General features: G+C 72.2%; 16 protein-coding genes. 9 read left to right on the forward strand and 7 right to left on the reverse strand.

What is annotated here, in order from left to right:
* Positions 1-72 precede the first annotated feature (72 nt).
* On the forward strand, positions 73-732 hold the full coding sequence (locus tag HOO61_RS01750) for a TetR/AcrR family transcriptional regulator (protein WP_172256355.1): 660 nt from the start codon (positions 73-75) through the stop codon (positions 730-732).
* Here HOO61_RS01750 and HOO61_RS01755 read toward each other — a convergent pair.
* The 3 genes from HOO61_RS01755 to HOO61_RS01765 are packed head-to-tail and all read right to left on the reverse strand — an operon-like array spanning position 716 to position 4,405.
* Positions 716-1,009, reverse strand: coding sequence for a DUF2516 family protein (locus tag HOO61_RS01755; protein ID WP_172256357.1), 294 nt, complete (start codon positions 1,007-1,009; stop codon positions 716-718). The two genes, HOO61_RS01750 and HOO61_RS01755, sit on opposite strands and share 17 nt — an antisense overlap.
* A 50-nt stretch (positions 1,010-1,059) precedes the next feature.
* Positions 1,060-3,582 carry a hypothetical protein gene (locus HOO61_RS01760; RefSeq protein ID WP_172256359.1) on the reverse strand — a complete coding sequence of 841 codons (2,523 nt, stop codon included), beginning with the start codon at positions 3,580-3,582 and terminating at the stop codon, positions 1,060-1,062.
* 10 nt (positions 3,583-3,592) lie between these two features.
* Positions 3,593-4,405, reverse strand: coding sequence for a hypothetical protein (locus HOO61_RS01765; RefSeq protein ID WP_172256361.1), 813 nt, complete (start codon positions 4,403-4,405; stop codon positions 3,593-3,595).
* 224 nt (positions 4,406-4,629) lie between these two features.
* On the opposite strand from HOO61_RS01765, the gene HOO61_RS01770 reads away from it, so the two are divergent.
* Together HOO61_RS01770 and HOO61_RS01775 are read left to right on the forward strand one after the other, a co-directional pair.
* Complete coding sequence (locus HOO61_RS01770; RefSeq protein WP_172256362.1) at positions 4,630-6,903, forward strand: hypothetical protein; 2,274 nt, start codon at positions 4,630-4,632, stop codon at positions 6,901-6,903.
* Positions 6,887-7,426: an OmpA family protein gene (locus HOO61_RS01775; protein ID WP_172256363.1), complete on the forward strand. Its 540-nt coding sequence runs from the start codon at positions 6,887-6,889 to the stop codon at positions 7,424-7,426. Before HOO61_RS01770 ends, HOO61_RS01775 begins: the two co-directional genes overlap by 17 nt.
* An 82-nt stretch (positions 7,427-7,508) precedes the next feature.
* Here HOO61_RS01775 and HOO61_RS01780 read toward each other — a convergent pair whose 3' ends face one another.
* A complete protein-coding gene (locus HOO61_RS01780) occupies positions 7,509-8,231 on the reverse strand; it encodes a hypothetical protein (RefSeq protein WP_172256364.1) in 723 nt (240 codons plus the stop codon).
* A gap of 57 nt (positions 8,232-8,288) precedes the next feature.
* Entirely contained in the window at positions 8,289-8,717 is a 429-nt protein-coding gene (locus HOO61_RS01785) for a helix-turn-helix domain-containing protein (RefSeq protein ID WP_172256365.1), read from the reverse strand.
* A gap of 144 nt (positions 8,718-8,861) precedes the next feature.
* Between HOO61_RS01785 and HOO61_RS24735 the strand changes: the two genes are divergently transcribed.
* A complete protein-coding gene (locus HOO61_RS24735) occupies positions 8,862-9,371 on the forward strand; it encodes a VanZ family protein (protein WP_172256366.1) in 510 nt (169 codons plus the stop codon).
* On the opposite strand, the gene HOO61_RS01795 is transcribed toward HOO61_RS24735, so the two are convergent.
* Positions 9,306-10,292: an asparaginase gene (locus tag HOO61_RS01795; protein ID WP_172256367.1), complete on the reverse strand. Its 987-nt coding sequence runs from the start codon at positions 10,290-10,292 to the stop codon at positions 9,306-9,308. The genes HOO61_RS24735 and HOO61_RS01795 overlap by 66 nt on opposite strands.
* A gap of 40 nt (positions 10,293-10,332) precedes the next feature.
* On the opposite strand from HOO61_RS01795, the gene cysC reads away from it, so the two are divergent.
* The 5 genes from cysC (at position 10,333) to HOO61_RS01820 (ending at position 15,571) form a co-directional block, all read left to right on the forward strand.
* On the forward strand, positions 10,333-11,511 hold the full coding sequence (cysC, locus tag HOO61_RS23915) for an adenylyl-sulfate kinase (protein ID WP_367649984.1): 1,179 nt from the start codon (positions 10,333-10,335) through the stop codon (positions 11,509-11,511).
* Positions 11,504-12,040: a low molecular weight phosphatase family protein gene (locus tag HOO61_RS23920; RefSeq protein ID WP_172256370.1), complete on the forward strand. Its 537-nt coding sequence runs from the start codon at positions 11,504-11,506 to the stop codon at positions 12,038-12,040. The genes cysC and HOO61_RS23920 overlap by 8 nt, the downstream gene beginning before the upstream one ends.
* Positions 12,033-13,043 carry a sulfite exporter TauE/SafE family protein gene (locus HOO61_RS01810; RefSeq protein WP_172256372.1) on the forward strand — a complete coding sequence of 337 codons (1,011 nt, stop codon included), beginning with the start codon at positions 12,033-12,035 and terminating at the stop codon, positions 13,041-13,043. Before HOO61_RS23920 ends, HOO61_RS01810 begins: the two co-directional genes overlap by 8 nt.
* Before the next feature lie 138 nt (positions 13,044-13,181).
* Complete coding sequence (locus tag HOO61_RS01815; RefSeq protein ID WP_172256374.1) at positions 13,182-14,021, forward strand: hypothetical protein; 840 nt, start codon at positions 13,182-13,184, stop codon at positions 14,019-14,021.
* Positions 14,022-14,173: 152 nt separating this feature from the next.
* Positions 14,174-15,571: a polysaccharide biosynthesis tyrosine autokinase gene (locus HOO61_RS01820; RefSeq protein ID WP_172256376.1), complete on the forward strand. Its 1,398-nt coding sequence runs from the start codon at positions 14,174-14,176 to the stop codon at positions 15,569-15,571.
* Here the strand turns inward: HOO61_RS01820 and HOO61_RS01825 are convergent, their stop codons facing one another.
* Positions 15,572-16,489: a 3-keto-5-aminohexanoate cleavage protein gene (locus HOO61_RS01825; RefSeq protein ID WP_172256378.1), complete on the reverse strand. Its 918-nt coding sequence runs from the start codon at positions 16,487-16,489 to the stop codon at positions 15,572-15,574.
* Positions 16,490-16,504: the final 15 nt, after the last annotated feature.

Raw genomic sequence — 16,504 nt, forward strand, 5'->3', positions numbered from 1 at the left:
ACACGTTGGCACCCCCGCCGCGCCTGTGGATGAGCGCCGCCCGGGCACCGGTGCGCGTGCTCTGCTTGGACCATGGACCCCGACGAGCGCTACATCCCCTGGTCCGGCCCGATGTTCAAGGCGACGAGCCTGGCGAAGGCGGAGAGGGCCACTGACCTCGCCATCCCGCTACTGGCCGACGGTGGCTGGTCCGCGGTCACCCTGCGCACGCTTGCCGGCGCCGCCAACGTGACCCCGCAGGCCATCGCGGCCTGGTTCCCGTCGATCACCGAGATGCGCAGGGCGATCGCGGAGCGCTACGGGGACAGATGGGTCGATGAGCGTCGCGTGGTGGCGGGCCGCAGGCTGGTCCGCACCGCCCGACCTGCCGACGTCGACAGCGCGCGGTCCCAGGTCGCGCTCGCACTCTTGCCGGAGACCTGGCTGGAGGAGGTCTTCGACGGCGTGTGGCTCACCGTGGCTGAGGCCGGCAGGTGGGACGAGGTGATCGGCCGAGTCGTGGCCGCAGTCCAGCAGCGCGAGCGGGATGTGGTTGCCGAGCTCCTGGAGGAGCAGCTGCGGGACCTCCCGTCGTTCCCGGACGGAATGGGTGAGCAGAGGTTCGAGCAGCACGTGGACCTGGTGCTCGCGCTGGTGCGCGGTCTACGGGTGGCTCGCACCGCGCCTCACGGCCGCATGGAGGCTGTTCGCGCCACCGCGGTGCTGCACGGCGGTCTCAGCGGCGGGACGTGACCTCGGCGAGCGCGGGGCGCACGTCGGCGATGTAGACGAGCGAGGCGATCGTGAAGATCAGGTGGATGATCCCGAGCGGCGAGGAGCCGATCAGGATGAGCTGGGCGGCGAAGCCCAGGCCGGTGATCGCGCACCACGCCTGCTTGGTGAGCTTGCCGGCCGCCTGGTAGGCCTCGGCCGAGTAGGTCAGGGAGTTGATGAACGCGAATCCCTTGATGGCGAGCAGCGCGACGAGCACCACCAGCATCAGCGTGCTCTGGAACGCGTAGATGTTCACGGGACGAGCGTAACCGGCCACACCCGACGTGGGCAGTCGTCGCCGGCCGCTCAGTCGTGCGACCGGTAGTCGACCGGTCCCATCATCTCGCCCGCCCCGTCGCCTGAGCCGTCGGCGGCCTCGGGCTCGTGGCGTACGTCGTCGCGCGGGGACGGGACCGACGGGGCGCGGCCCAGGACACGGGTCGCGAGCAGCTCGACCGCGTCGTCCCAGTCCGGGGAGAGGGCGAAGTGGCTGTGCTGCATCATCGAGGTGAGGGGCTCTGCCTGCAGCAGCGCGTCCGGCGGGCTCGGGTCCAGCAGCCGCCAGTCCCGCCCGCACTCGCGTCGCCCGGTGCCGGTGGGAGGTACGTCGTCGGGCTCGCGCGGCCACGGCTCCCCGGCGGCGGCCCGCGGGGCGAGGCGCCGCGACTGCAGCTCGCCCGGCAGCTCCTCACCGGTGTGCGCCCAGCTCAGCACCGGGCCCGCGATGGGGTCGGTGTCGCGGAAGAGGTTGATCCAGCGCCCTCCGAGCGCGCGGTCGAGCTCGGTGAGCACGTGATAGCTGGCGTAGGCCGGGAACGCGCGCGGGAAGATCACCTGCAGCTGCGAGCCGAAGGTGAGGAAGCCGACGCGCGAGAGCTCCTGCGGGTTCAGCCACAGCAGCGCGGCCACCGAGATGAAGCTGCCCTGGCTGTGCGCCTCGACGACGACCGCGTCGGCGACGACCTCGGTGGTCGGTGTCTCCTCGGCCAGGCAGGTGCCGAGGTGGTGGCGGATCCGGTCCCGCAGCGACTGGACCGCGAACTGGGAGTACGGCGGCGGCACGAACGGGTGCACCGACCGCGGCCAGAACGACACCACGTCCCACACGACGTTCACCACGCGCTGCCGGTCCCGTGCGCGCAGCGAGTGGCGGGCCGTGGTCATCAGCAGACCTGCCAGGGCGATGAGCGTGAGAGCGCCGAGCCGGGAGATGACCCCGACCCAGTCTGCGCCCAGCAGCTCCACCAGTGCGCCCCCGCCGGTCATGAGGTCGACCGCGATGAACACCGCGAGCACCATCCCGAGGAGCGTGAAGCAGATGAGCACCGTCGGCAGCCCCAGCTTGACCCGCGCCAACGCGCTCGCCGTCGCGATCCGGCGGACCCTCTCGTTCGTCAGCCAGGGGGGCGGCTCGAGGCCGTCGCCGGACACCCTCGCGTAGCTGCGCCTGACCCGCTCCGTCCGCCAGTCGCGGTCCGTCCACGTCCGGATGCCGACCACGACGCCCACGACCACCAGCACCAGCACGGAGACGCCCCAGGTGAAGGTGACGCCCTCGACCAGCGCCGGCAGCTCGGCATCGTCGACCAGGAGCTCGGCGCTGGCCAGCAGCAGCGCCGCCGTGTAGCCGACGGCCAGGAAGCCGCCCAGCGCAGCGACGACGGGTGCCGCCATGCCCGCGGCGTAGCGACGGAAGGGTCGGGGCACGCCCTCGTCGAGGTGCCGGGTCGCGAGCGCGAGACCCGCCGAGGCGGCGAAGAGGACCAGCAGCGTGCCGGTCAGCACCACCACCAGCGTGTTGGACACCGCGTCCACGGCCGCCAGGGGGTTGTCCTCGTTCACCCCGCGCAGCACCAGCATCAGCCCGGACAGCAGCAGGACGGCCAGTGCGGACAGCGCGGCCGCGGAGCCCACGACCGGCTTCTGGATCCCCTGCTGCCAGGCGTCCAGCCGCGGCTCGGGGCGCCACGAGCGGGGCGCGCTGCTCTCGGGATCGCCGAGGACCGCCACGAGCGCCGCGAGGACGACCAAGAGCAGGACGCTGACGGCGTACACGAGGGCGCCGAAGCTGGCGCGGTCCAGCTGCGCGTCCCCGTCGGTGAGGCTGCCGACCAGGGCCACCGTCGCCCATCCTCCGGCGAGGTGGAGGCGCCCCAGGCTGGTGGCGTCGGGGTCGCCGGCGTAGAAGTTCTTCCTGGTCAGCCCGGACGCGTCGCCCAGCGAGGCTCCGAGGGTGTCGGCGGCCTCGGGCGGCTCGGGCACGGTCGTGTTGCGCCGGCCGAGCCGGTAGAGGACGTACACCGCGACGCCCGCGACGCCGGCGCCGCCCGCCAGCAGCGTGCCCTGTCCGAGCGCCTGGCTCAGCCGGGAGTCGGCGAGCCACTGGCGCGCGACCAGGTCGATGCTGATCGAGGCCGCGGCCAGCGCGAACGTGGCCGTGAGCCCGAACGCGAGGAGCCGCAGCGCACCGCCGACGGCGGCGTGGAACAGGCGCCCCCGCCCCTGCGAGGGAGGCGGGCTCAGCATGAACTGCGCGGCGTTGACCAGGCCGAACGGGATCAGCGCGAGCCAGAGCGCCTGCCGCCAGTTGCCCGACGTGTAGCGGCCCCAGTGGAACCCCTCGAGCCGTGTCGCCCGCACGTGCGGGCCCTTCCCGTCCTCGACGGGGTCCGGCGGCTTGTCGCCGAAGCAGTCGACCGCGACGAAGAACCGGGAGAACTCGTCACCGGCCTCCTGCCGGGCGTGGTGCGTCTCGAGCATCTCCTCCGGCGGCGTGCCGCTGACGCCGTGGACCCGCAGCTCCACGACCTTCGCGCTCGTGCCATCCATGGCGGCGCCCTCACGCCACGGTCGCCCGAACGACCGAGGAGAGGCTGTAACCGCCGATGCCCACCCGGACGACCTGCTCCGACGGAGCTGGGTTCGCACCGGGCGTCCAGGTCACGGTGATGGCCCGGGTGCCTGACGGGGCCAGCGGCGCGTTGTCGGCCCAGGCAACGGCGAACTGTGGGTCCCCGGTGATCTCGAGGGTCGCCGTCGCGACGTCGAACGTGTCCTTGGTGTCGTTCAGCAAGGTGATGGTGCCGCTGACGGATGGTGCGGCGGCACCAGCGCTGTAGATGATGGGCAGGACGTCCGGCACCAAGGTGAGACGCTGGGTCGCCGCCTTGTCGCCGGGCCCGAGGAGCACGTCGACGACCCGCTTGACCAGGGCGCGGAAGGTCTCCTCCCGGTAGCCGACGACGAAGGCGATCACGAACATCACCGCGATCCCGCCCGGGGTGTACGCCTCGTTCGAGGACGGGATCACGTCGGGCGCGATCCCCTTGAGGACGAAGAGCAACGCGAGGACGGCGACGGTCCCGGTGATGAGGCCCAGGACCGGCCGGACGAGATGCCAGTACGCGTAGCGGGGGCCGTTCCAATCGTGGCCGTGGCCCGCCACGCCCACCAAGCTGATGGCAGCACCGCCGAGAGCCCCACCCCAGGGCACCCACAGAGGCACGACGTGATCCCAGCTGTAGTCCGGCGGTTTGGCGTCCCCGGCCGTGGCATCGAGCATCAGGGCCATCAGGATGCCGATGACGGCGAACTGGTAGAGCAGGAAGGCCAGCGGCGACCATCGAGTCGGTTTGAGCGGCTCCACGTCCATGACGCACCCCCGTCGATACAGAGCGCTGCTTTCGGAGGATCCTCGGAGGTTTCCAGCATGTCAAGGAAGTGCAGCAGCGCCCCTGATTGATCGATACGTCGCTGCTTGCGGCATGCCCGCTCCGGGGTGTCCACTGATCCTTGACTGATTCTTGACGGGGCTGGCCGCCGCCTCCGGGAGGTCGAGCTACGACACCGGGGCTTCGGCCGGAGCAGGGGGGGCGCATGAGACCTGTCCAGGGCGACGGCAGCCGTCGCGGTCCCGATGGTGACGCGACCGACGACGAAGGGGGCGCGGACGACGTCGGGTCCGACAAACCCGACCCGAGGCGGCTGACCGCACACGAGATCCGTGCCCGGTTGTCCGACCTCAGGGATGGCGACGACCTCCTGGTTCGCGACCGCCACGTCGAGACGGACGTCGATCTCTCCTTCCGCACTCTGCCTCGCGTGGTCCTGGTCGATTGCGACCTGGACGGCGCGCTGCTGCTCCGTGGGAGCGAGCTCTCCGGGCTGGAGCTCCACGGCTGCCGGGTGCAGTACGTCGACCTCCGCCAGTCGCGAGTCACGGGTGACCTCCGCCTGGTCGAGCTCGCCGGGAGGACGCCGCCGGACGCCGACCGCCTCACCTGCCCGGTCAATGCCGAGGGGCTCCGGGTCGACGGTTCTCTGATCTTGGACGGTTCCGCCCTGTCGTCCCGCGACGAGGACGCGTTGGTCGAGGCGGCAGGTCGCCCCACGCCGCTCGACCTCGACGCCGGTCCGGCCGGGGTCAGCTGGGACCTGGTGCTCCAGGGCGTCGGCCTCGCCTCGGGTTTGGCTGCATGGGTCGCAATTGTGGGCGGTGGGCGGCTGTGGGCCCGCATGGAGGCTGCCGGCGTGCCCGCTCTCGCGACCCTCGCGGGCGTGGGCCGAGGCTGGCTCGTTGCAGAGGGCCTCCAGACACTGCTCGTCCCGATGCTCCTCGGCGTCGTCGCTGCGCTGACCGTCTACTTCTCGCGACGCGACCCCCGACTCACCGGGAGCCCGGGCGCACCTGCGGACGTCGTGCGGCGAGGTCAGCCCGTGGCGCCGAACGGCCTGCTGAGCCTCGATCGTGCTCGGCCCGTGCGGCTCGTCGACCGGTTCGCCAACCGCACCGGCGCGGCCGCGCTCCCGCTGCTCGGCCTGCTCCTCGCTCTTCTCGCGGTCCTCGGCATCCTCATAGCCCGGGCGTCGGGGCAGGTGCTGGCCACCAGCGTCCTGGGCCTCGGTGCTGCGCTGGCCCTCGGCTTGGCGGTGGGCTCGAGCCGCTCCCGGCGGACCCGCTTGACAGCCGTCGCGTTGGCTGCCGTGACTGTCGAGGTCGTCTTCGTTCTCTGGATGGCGAACGGGAATGGCCTCGTACCACCGGTCACAGCGGCGCTGGTGGTCACCGGGGTAGCCGTCCTCTTCGCAGCGTTGCTCCACCGGCAGGACGACGACCGGTGGGCATGGGCGTTGCTCATCGCCGCGAGCGTGTCGGGCATCCTGTTCTCGCTCGCGATCCGCATCGAGGTGCCGTGGCTGCTGGCGATGGGGGCCGTCACCGTTCTCGCGATCTGGCTCGCGCTCGGCGCCCTGGCCGACCGCGGTCCGCGAGCAGCCGCGCTGGTGGTCTTCGTTGCGATCGTCGCGTGGAGCGGAGCGTTGGGGTTCGTGCGCGAGATCGGCAACCGCACGCCGGACCTCCCGCTCGCACGGGTCGAGCTCACCGACGGCGCTCCCGACGCGGCCGGCTACCTGCTGGGCCGGTCGTCGGATCACGTCTACCTCGCCCAGGACCCGCCGGGCGACATCGATCCGGGCGACGACGTCGATCGCCGACTTCTCGTCATCCCTGACGGCGATGTGGAACGTGTGGTCATCGGGCGCGACATCGTGCTGCCCGAGGTCGCCGAGGACACGTCGAGCTGGTGGCGAGACCTCGGTGACCCCATCGGCGTGACCGGACCCGGGCCGTCGGAGCCGGGCCCGGGGGTCCGCGACGTGGAGCCGACCGGGACCACGGGACCCCCGCCGGACGTGATCCCCGACACCGACCCGGCCGATCCGCTTCCCACCCAGCCCGAGGAGCAGCCACCGTTCGACCCGGCAACCGCCATCGGGTACCGCGACCGGGAGGTCGGCGGAGACCGGGTACGGGTCATCCTGCAGGCAGTCGAGCACAACGCCGCGGTCGCTTACGTGTGGGTGACCGCCACCAACCATTCGCAGGAGGACAGGACCGCCGCCGACCTCCTCGATCTCGAGGCCGGGGACTTCGACACCGTCGCTCTGGTCGATGTGGCCGCGGAGCAGCTCTACCGGGTGTCGCGACGCGAGGGCACGTGCGACTGCGCCGGGGGGCTGGACCGGGTGACGGTGCCGCCCAAGGGTTCGTACGGCGTCTGGGCCGTGGTCGTGACCGCCCCCGACGCCGACACGGTCGACGTGCTGGTGCCGCCGTTCGGAGTGTTTCGTGATGTTGCGGTGGGCTGAGGCGGCGACGGTCCTGTTGCTGGCCCTCCCGACCGCCGCCACGGACGGCAGGGCGACGCCCACCGATCCCGACGGGCTGCGCGAGTCGTCCGCCCGGCTCCGCCTGGACGCGTCAGCGCCCGCGCTGCGGGCGACGTCACTGCTCCCCATGCCCCACGGGCTCTCCCGGCGGTCGAGCGCGTCGACCGACATCGTCTACTTCGCCTTTGGCTTGTCGGTCATCCGGTGGGACGAAGCCGCACAGCTGGAGGCGTTCACAGACCGGCTGCCGGCCGGCGCGACAGTGGTGGTCGACGGTCACGCTGACCGCATCGGCACGGACGACGCCAACGTCAGGCTCGCGCGGGCGCGGGCTCGGCGGGTGACCAAGAGCCTCCGACTGCTGGGGTTCGACGTCGTCCGGGAGGTCTTCGGCGAGCGCTGCCCCGCGACCAGCGTCCCGCACCCGCGGCGGTGGGACCGACGTGTCACGGTCTCCCTGCGACCGCCCACCCCCGTTGACTTGCCGTGCCCGCCGCGATGACGCAGGAGGCCCCCGCCCTGACGGACGGGGGCCTCCCACGAGATCAGAACAGCATCAGCTGCTGCTCATCGGCTGGTGCTCTTCAGTCGCCGACCTTCTCGGCAGCGTCGACGACGGCCTTGGCCGCGTTGGTCGCGGTGGCGGTCGCGGCGTCGGCGGTGGCCTTGGCGCTGCTCTGGGCGGTGGCGGTCTTCTTCGCCGCGGTCTTGCGAGCGGTGGTGGCGGCAGCCTTCTTGCCCGCGGCCTGGCGGGTGGCCTTCTTGGCGGTCGGCTTCGGCTTGGGGGCGACCTTGGTCGCGGCGGTCTTGTCCGCGGCGGCGGTGGTGGCCTCGGCGGCCTTCTTGGCCTGGGTGGCGGTGGTCTTCGCCTTGGCGACGGTGGTCTTGGCGGACGACACGGTGGCCTTGGTGGACTCCTGGCGGCGGATGCGGCTCACGAGGGACTCGCCGCGCTTGACGAGGTCGGCGTAGGCGGCGTTGGCGGCCGAGACGTTCTCGTCGACCAGGGTGGAGACCTGGGTGGTCACCTTGGCGGGGTAGGCACGGGCCTCGGTCTGCAGCTCGGCGACGCGGGCCTCGATGGCGGCGCGGCGGGCCTGGGCCTGCTTGCGCAGCGCCTTGGGGTCGGTCGCGGTCTTCTGGACGTCGTTCACGCGGGTGGTGACGTCCTTCTGCACGGCGGCGACGCGCTTCTGCACGTCGGCCACGGCCTCACGGACGGCCTCGACGGCCAGGTCGGTGACGCCGACGTAGGCGAGGACGGGCTTGAGGGCTTCGGTCTTGAGGTCGCGCTTCGTGGTGGCCATGGTGGCTCTCCTTCGGGTGGGTGATGCGGGGTGGGTGATGCGGGGTGGTGCAGGTGGTCAGGACTGGTCGCGCTCGTTGAGCGCGAGGAACGAGGCGTAGACGTCGAGCAGCGAGTGCTTCTGCCGCTCGGTCAACGCGGTGTCGGCGAGGATCGCGAGCTCGACGGAGCCGGGCTGGCCCGGGTCGGGGTGGACGATCCCGGCGCGGACGTAGAGCTGCTCGGCGCTGACGCGCAGGGCGCGGGCGAGCTGCTGGAGCACCTCGGCCGACGGCTTGCGCAGGCCGCGCTCGATCTGGCTGAGGTAGGGGTTGCTCACCCCGACCTGGTCGGCGAGCTGTCGCAGCGAGAGCTGCGCGCCGAGGCGCTGCTCCCTGAGGTAGTCCCCCAGCGTGCCGAGCGAGCCGACGACCGCCTTGCTGGTCTTGGTGGTCTTGCTCGTGGTCTCCGAGCTCGCGGTGGCCGGGGTCTTCTTGTCCTTGGCCATGCCTCCATTGTGCTAACAAGAGTTAGCAGAATTCAAACCCTGAGCGGGTGAACAGTCTCACAAGTCCTTTGTCGAAGCGTGCTCCAGCGCTAGCACACCGGTTCGCACTGCAGATCGGATCGGCGGTCGACCTAGGATCCCTCCGTGTCCGACCGTGCCCTGAGCCCCCGCGTGCGTACGACGCTGCGCGCCGCGCTGGCGTCCTGGGTCGTGCTGCTCGCGCTCGTGCTCCTGGCGCCGTCGTCCACCGGCCCGGACTGGGTCATCGCCCACCTCGCCCAGGCGCTGCAACGGCTGGGCCTGCCTGAGGTGCTGACCCACCCGAGGCGCGTCGAGTCGATGCTCAACGTGGTGGCGTTCGTCCCGCTGAGCCTGCTGGGCAGCCTGCTCTGGCCCCGGCCCAGCTGGCGCGACTGGACGGCCGTGGGGTTCGTGGCGTCGTTCCTCGTCGAGGTCGTGCAGGCCGTGGGGCTCGACGCGCGCCAGGCGACGCACGCCGATGTGGTCGCCAACACCGTCGGCACGCTCGTCGGCGCGCTGCTCGCGCTCCTGGTCAGGCGGATCCTGGAGTGGCGGGCGGCGCAGGCCTCAGAAGGCCGCGCGGATCTCCCCGACCGGCACGCCTCCACCGAGGAGCTCGACCCGCCCCGTTGAGGCGACCGCCTCGGCGTCGACCCCCGCCTCGTCGAGCACGCCCGACCGGCGCAGCGCCTCGGCCATCAACACCGGACGTACGCGGGCGGCGCCGTCGTCGGTCTTGAGCGCCCAGGCGCGTCCGTCGGGGAGCGCGACGGCGTAGCAGGACTCGGCGCCGGCCTTGCCGATCAGCCCGGGGATCGCGCGGTGGAGGGCGAGCTCGTCGCGCGTGGTGCCGCTGACGAACTCGGGGTGGCGCCGGATCGCGTCGGCGACGCGGCGCATCGGGCCGTCGGTCGCCGTGGCCAGCGTCGAGAACGCCCGCGCCAGGCCGGTGAGCGAGGTGGACAGCAGCGGCGCCCCGCAGCCGTCGATGGCGACGGCGTCGATCGGCTCCCCGGTGAGCCGGGCGAAGGTGTCCGCGATGGCGACCTGGAGGGGGTGCGCGGGGTCGAGGTAGGTGGCGGTGTCCCAGCCGCGCAGGACGCAGGTCGCGAGCATCGCCGCGTGCTTGCCCGAGCAGTTCATCAGGATCGGCGTCCGCGCTCCCCCGGCTCGTACGACGGCCTCGCGGGCGTCGTCGTCGAGCGGGTAGTCGGCGGGCGTGCGGAGCGCCGACTCCTCGAGACCGGCCGAGGCCAGCGTGCGGCGTACGCCCTCGACGTGGAACGCCTCCCCCGAGTGCGACGCACAGGCCAGCGCGAGCAGGTCGTCGGGCAGGTCGAGGCCGAGCTCGACCATCGCGAGCGCCTGGACCGGCTTGTTGCTCGACCGCGGGAGCACCGGTGCGGTGACCTCGCCGACCGACCAGTCGACGGAGCCGTCGGCTGCCAGCGCCACGATCGAGCCGTAGTGGTGGCCCTCGACGAACCCGGAGCGGACGATCTCGGCGACGACGGGCAGGCCGGTGCGGGTGGCGGCGGGGGCGGCAGACGACATGGGCGCAGGCTACTTCCCGATCGTCTGGGAGGATGCGCGGGTGATCCAGCACTGCCCGACGCCGACCGAGCTCGACGACCTGGAGCTCCTCCTCTCCGGCGCCTACGCCCCGCTCACCCGATTCAACGAGCCCGGGAGCGTGGTCACCCTCGCCCTGCCCGACGGCGCCACCGAGGCCGAGCTGGTCGACCCCGAGGGCCTGCCGCTGGCCCGGGTCGCCGCGGACGGCTCGCTGGAGGCGCTGACCCACGCGCAGTACGGCCCCTTCCGCCGGCTCCACCTCACCCCCGCGCAGGCGCGTGAGCAGCACGCCGGTGCGACGTTCGTCCCGGTCGTGGACGCCCTCGCCGAGGCCGACCTCGAGGAGCTGCGCGGCCTGGGTCGCGTCGTGCTGGTGGCCCTGATGGGCACCGGCACCTCCTCGCTCTCCCCCGTCGCGCTGGTGCGCGCCACCCTCGCGGCGGCGGCGTTGCTCGACGACGCGTCGGTCGTCGCGGTCCCGCTCCCCTCGCACGGTGACGCCCAGGCCGACCATGCCCTCGGCGCCCAGGTGGTCGAGACCTACGCCGCCGACGACCCCGTCCACGCCCTGGCCGAGTCCGCCGGCCCTCTCCCCACCCCGATCGCCGCGATCGTCGACGAGGATCAGCCCGAGCCGGAGGAGCAGGGCCTCGTGCTGTTCTTCACCGGCCTGTCGGGGAGCGGAAAGTCGACGCTCGCCCGTGCGCTGATGGACCTGCTGCTCGAGCAGGGCGGCCGCACGGTCACCAGCCTCGACGGCGACGTCGTACGCCGTCACCTGTCCGCCGGGCTCACCTTCAGCAAGGCCGACCGCGAGACCAACATCCGCCGCATCGGCTGGGTCGCCGCCGAGATCGCCCGCCACGGCGGGGTCGCGGTCTGCTCGCCGATCGCGCCGTTCGCCGAGACGCGGGAGCAGGTGCAGGAGATGGTGGAGGCGGCCGGGGGCGCGTTCTTCCTCGTCCACGTCGCCACCCCGCTCGAGGAGTGCGAGCGCCGCGACCGCAAGGGCCTCTACGCCAAGGCGCGCGCCGGCGAGATCCCCGAGTTCACCGGCATCTCCTCGCCCTACGAGGAGCCCGTCGACCCCGCCGTGCGCGTCGACACCACCGGCCGCACCATCGAGGACGCCCTCGACGACGTCCTGGTCGCCCTCGACAAGGCCGGCTACCTCCACCTGCGGGGCACGGATGCCTGAGCCGCTGAAGGTGCTCTTCGTCTGCACCGCCAACATCTGCCGCTCGCCCTACCTCGAGCTCACCGCCCGCGCGCTGTCCGGCGCCGACTCCGGGGTGCAGTTCTCCAGCGCGGGCACCCACGGCTTCGACAGCCACGCGATGGACGCCGTCATGGTGGCCACCCTCGAGGAGGACACCTCGTCCGGTTTCGCGAGCCGCCGCCTGACCGGGCCGATCCTGGCCGAGGCCGACCTCGTGCTGACTGCGGAGGCCACGCACCGCAGCTTCATCCTCGAGGAGTTCCCGCAGCACCTGCGCAAGGTGTTCACCGTCGGCCAGTTCGCCGCCGCGGTCGAGGACCACCCCGACCTGCGCGGGCGCGAGTTGCTCGCGGCGGTCGGCGCACGTCGTACGCCGGCACGCCCCGAGCACGACATCGCCGACCCCTACCGGCGCGGGGATGTGGCCGCGGCCACCGCAGCGGACACAATGTCGAGAATGTTGGGTGTGATCGTTCCTCGGCTGGCGACAGGAGGCTCCGGTGGCTGACCTGCTGACCACCGCCGCCCTGTCGATCCTGGTGGCGGGCTTCGTCGTCGGCATCGTGGTCGGCCTGACCGGCATGGGCGGTGGCGCCCTGATGACCCCGGCGCTGCTGTTCCTCGGCGTCGGCTCGCCCGCCGTGGTCGTCACCGCCGACCTCACGGCGGCCGCAATCTACAAGACCGGCGGCGCGATCGTGCACAAGCGCGAGGGCTCGCCCAACATGCGCCTGGCGATGTGGCTGATGATCGGCTCGATCCCGATGGCGCTCCTCGGTCCCCACCTCGTCGCGTGGTTCACCGACGACACCGACCAGCTCAACCACGTGCTGGTGATCAGCATCGGCTTCGCGCTCCTGCTGGCGGCGGCGACGTACGCCCTGCGGTTGTACGTCAACCTCCGCCGCGTGCGCTCCGGCACCCACGTCCACGACGACGACCCCAGGATCCGGGTCGTCCCGACGCTGCTCGTCGGCATGCTCGGCGGCCTGCTCGTCGGCATCACCAGCGTCGGCTCGGGCTCGGTCATCATGATCGCCCTGCTGATGCTCTACCCCGGTCTGTCGGCGGTGAAGCTCGTCGGCACCGACCTCGTCCAGGCAGTGCCGCTGGTGCTGGCCGCCGCGATCTCCAACATCGCCCTGCACGGCATCGACTGGGAGATCCTCGTCCCGCTCGTGGTCGGCTCGGTGCCCGGCACCATCATCGGCTCGATGCTCGCCCCGCGCGTGCCGCAGTCGTTCATCCGCCGCGGCATCGTCGTCGTGCTCACGATGAGTGGCGTCGCGCTGCTCGACAAGTCCGGCTGGGCGCCGCTCGGCGTGGAGGAGACCCACCCCATGCTCATCGCCGGCATCGGCCTCGCCGTGCTGGTCGTCCTGCCCATCGTGTGGGGCTTCCTGCGCAAGCAGCAGGGGCTTCCGATGTTCGGCTCGCCCACCATCGCCGAGATGGAGGACCCGAACTACCGTCCGGGGCTCGTCGGGATGAAGAAGGTCGACAAGTCCTAGGGCCGCTCCGGCCGCTCCCTCGGCCGGCAGCCCGGCGCGTCGGGGACGTCGTACGGCGTGTCGCTGCCGCCGCGGCCGGCGAGCGGCCCCTGTGGAGAACCGTTCGCGGTCGCGCGCGCTGCTCGCCAGACTCGGCGCATGGACGCCGTCTCCGCCCTCACCCGCCTCGGCGGGATCGGGTCGACGGCCGACCTCCTCGAGCTCACCACCCGCAAGCGGCTGCGACGGGCTGTCGCCGACCGCACGATCGTCCACGTCTCGCGCGGGCGCTACGCCCTCCCCTCCGCCGACCTCGCCCGCAGCCTCGCCGCGGAGATCGACGGGCACCTGCGCCTCCTCAGCGCAGCGGCCCATTGGGGGTGGGAGACGAAGTGGCCGGCGCACTACCCGCAGCTCGGTGTCGCCCGCAGGCCCGACCGGCCGGTGGAGGCCGAGGTGTTCGTCGGCGACGTGCCGCGTCGTGACGTCGACGGGTGGGCCACGAGCAAGGTGCGCACCGTCCTCGACTGTGCGGCCGAGCTGCCCTTCGACGAGGCGCTGGCCGTGGCCGACTCCGCCCTGCGCCACGGCGACGTCACCCGCGACGAGCTCGAGGCCGCCATGGGCGACGATCCCCGGGTCCACCGGGTCGTCGCGCACGCCACGCACCTGGCCGCCAACCCGTTCGAGTCGGTGCTGCGCGCGATCCTCGTCGAAGCGGGCATCGGAGTGGTGCCGCAGTGGGAGACGACGATCGGTCGCGTGACCTACCACCCCGACCTGGCCGAGCCGTTCGCCGGACTGGCGATCGAGGCCAACTCCTGGCGCCACCACGCGGGCAAGGCGGAGCACGATGCCGACTGCCGGCGCTACAACGCACTCGTCGTCGGCGGCTGGACCGTGCTGAGGTTCACGTGGGAGCAGGTGATGTTCTCCTCGTGGGAGGTCGTCGCCACCGTCCGGGGTGCGCTCGCCCTCGGGGCCATTCGCGCGGCCTGAAGCAGGCTCCGCGCGGCGTGTCGCGAGCGTCGTACGGCGTGTCGGTGCCGCCGCGGACGGTGAGCGGTCCCAGCCCCTCGCGACGATGCCGGGGGCCGGCGGCGGGTCGCTTACCCTTGTCAAACGTTTGTTGACAAGCAGAGGGAACACGCGTGGAGCTGCAGGACTACTGGCGGACCGTCCGACGACGGTGGCGGCTGGTTCTCGGAAGTGTCCTGGTCGTGCTGGCCGTGGCGGCGGTGTGGACGTGGTCGGTGACCCCGACCTACGCCTCCACCACCCGGATCTTCGTCTCGACGAGCCAGACCGACGAGAGCACCGCCTACACCGGCAACCTCTTCGCGACCCAGCGCGTCGCGTCCTACGCCGACCTCGTCACCAGCAACCAGCTCGCCGAGCGCGTCGCGACCGAGCTCGGCGACACCGAGCCGATGGACCTGCGCGAGCAGGTGACCGCCTCGGCGGTGCCGGAGACGGTGCTGCTCGAGATCGAGGCCACCGACGCCGACCCCGAGCGCGCCCGCGACATCGCCCAGGCCTACGCCGAGCAGCTGCAGCTCCTCGTCGAGGAGCTCGAGACGCCCCGCGGCGAGACCACGGCCGTCGTCAAGGCCACCCTCATCGACGACGCGCAGGTCGCCCGCACCCCCGTCGCGCCGCAGCCGCTGCGCAACCTCGCGCTCGCCGGCGTGCTTGGCCTGCTGCTGGGCATCGGCCTGGCCGTGGCGCGCGAGCTCCTCGACACCAGCGTCAAGGGCGCCGACGACATCGCCGAGATCACCACGGCCCCGGTGCTCGGCAACATCTTCCAGGACAACGACGCCAAGCGGGCGCCGAGCCAGGTGCTCTTCACCGCGACGCCGTGGGCCGAGGCGTTCCGCGTGCTGCGCACCAACATGCAGTACGTCGACATCGACAACGCCCAGAAGGTCATCGTCGTGACCAGCTCCCTGCCGGGCGAGGGCAAGAGCACCACCGCGGTCAACCTCGCCGTGACCCTCACCCAGGCCGGCCAGAAGGTCGCCCTGGTCGAGTGCGACCTCCGCCGGCCGCTCATCGCCGACCGTCTCGAGCTCGACCCGGCTATCGGCACCACCAGCGTGCTGATCGGCAAGGTCAGCGCGGACGACGTGATGCAGCCCTACGCCGACACCACGCTCGACGTCATGGTGTGCGGCCAGATCCCGCCCAACCCGTCCGAGCTCCTGCAGTCCCAGGCGATGGAGTCCCTGCTGGAGGACCTGCGCTCGCGCTACGACGTCGTCGTCCTCGACGCGCCGCCGCTGCTGCCGGTCACCGACGCCGCCCTGCTCGCCACCCGCGCCGACGGTGCGGTCGTGGTGGTCAGCCACGGGCGTACGACGCGCGACCAGCTCTCGACCGCCATCGAGCGGCTCGACTCCGTCGGCGCCACGACGCTGGGCGTCGTGGTCAACCAGACGCCGGCGAAGAAGGCTTCCAGTGCCTATGGCTACGGGTACGGCTACGGGTACGCCCCGCTCGAGGAGCCCGTGCCGGCCGGCAACGTCGGCAAGCGCCGCCGCCGCTGATCAGCGCGGGGTCTCGTAGGACGTGGCGATGGCGCCCCCGGGCGCCATGTCCTGCGCCAGCCCGTGCCCTTGAGCGGTGGCGAAATCCGAGCCCACTGGGGCCAGCCCGAGCAGCTCGCGGCACTGCGCCGGCTTCATCGGCGTACGCTGCGCGATCCGTCCCAGGTCGACCGCGCGCTCGACGAGCTGGGCGTTGGACTCGACCGGTACGCCGCGGCTGATGGTGAGCACGTCCTCCATCCCGACGCGCAGATGGCCGCCCATCGACAGCGAGGCCATCGCGACCGACAGGGTCGAGCGGCCGATGCCGGTGGCCGACCACGAGGTGACCTCCGGAGGGAGGGCGGCGACGCCGGCGACGAGCGCGGGTGCGGTGCCCGGCATGCCGCCGGGGACCCCCATCACGAAGTCGACGTGGACCTTGCCGCCGGCCGGGGTGCCGTACTGCCGGATGAGCCGGCCGAGCGCGTGCACTTGGCCGAGGTCGAAGAGCTCGAACTCCGGGGCCACGCCGCGCTCGAGGGCGAGCTGGTAGAGGTCCTTCACGAAGGGCCACGGGTTGAGGAAGACGTCGTCGCCGAAGTTGGTGGTGCCCATCGTGAGCGAGCACGAGTCGGGCTCGGCGTCGAGCACCCTGAGCCGCTCGTCGAGCGGGTCGTGCACCGAGCCGCCGGTGGAGAGCTGGATGATGAGGGAGGACGACTCGCGCACCGCGGCGACCCACTCGCGCAGCAGCGACTGGTCGAGCGTGGGCTGGTGGGAGGCGTCGCGCACGTGGATGTGGATCATCGCCGCGCCGGCCGCCTCGCACTCGGCGGCGGTGCGAGCGACCTCCTCAGGGGTGGTCGGGAGCTGGGGGCAGTCGGCCTTCGCCGTCTCGGCGCCCGTCGGTGCCACCGTTATCAGCAGATCGTCCATGCGCGCACCCTAGAC

The sequence above is a fragment of the Nocardioides sp. zg-1230 genome, assembly GCF_013155335.1.
GTDB lineage: Bacteria > Actinomycetota > Actinomycetes > Propionibacteriales > Nocardioidaceae > Nocardioides.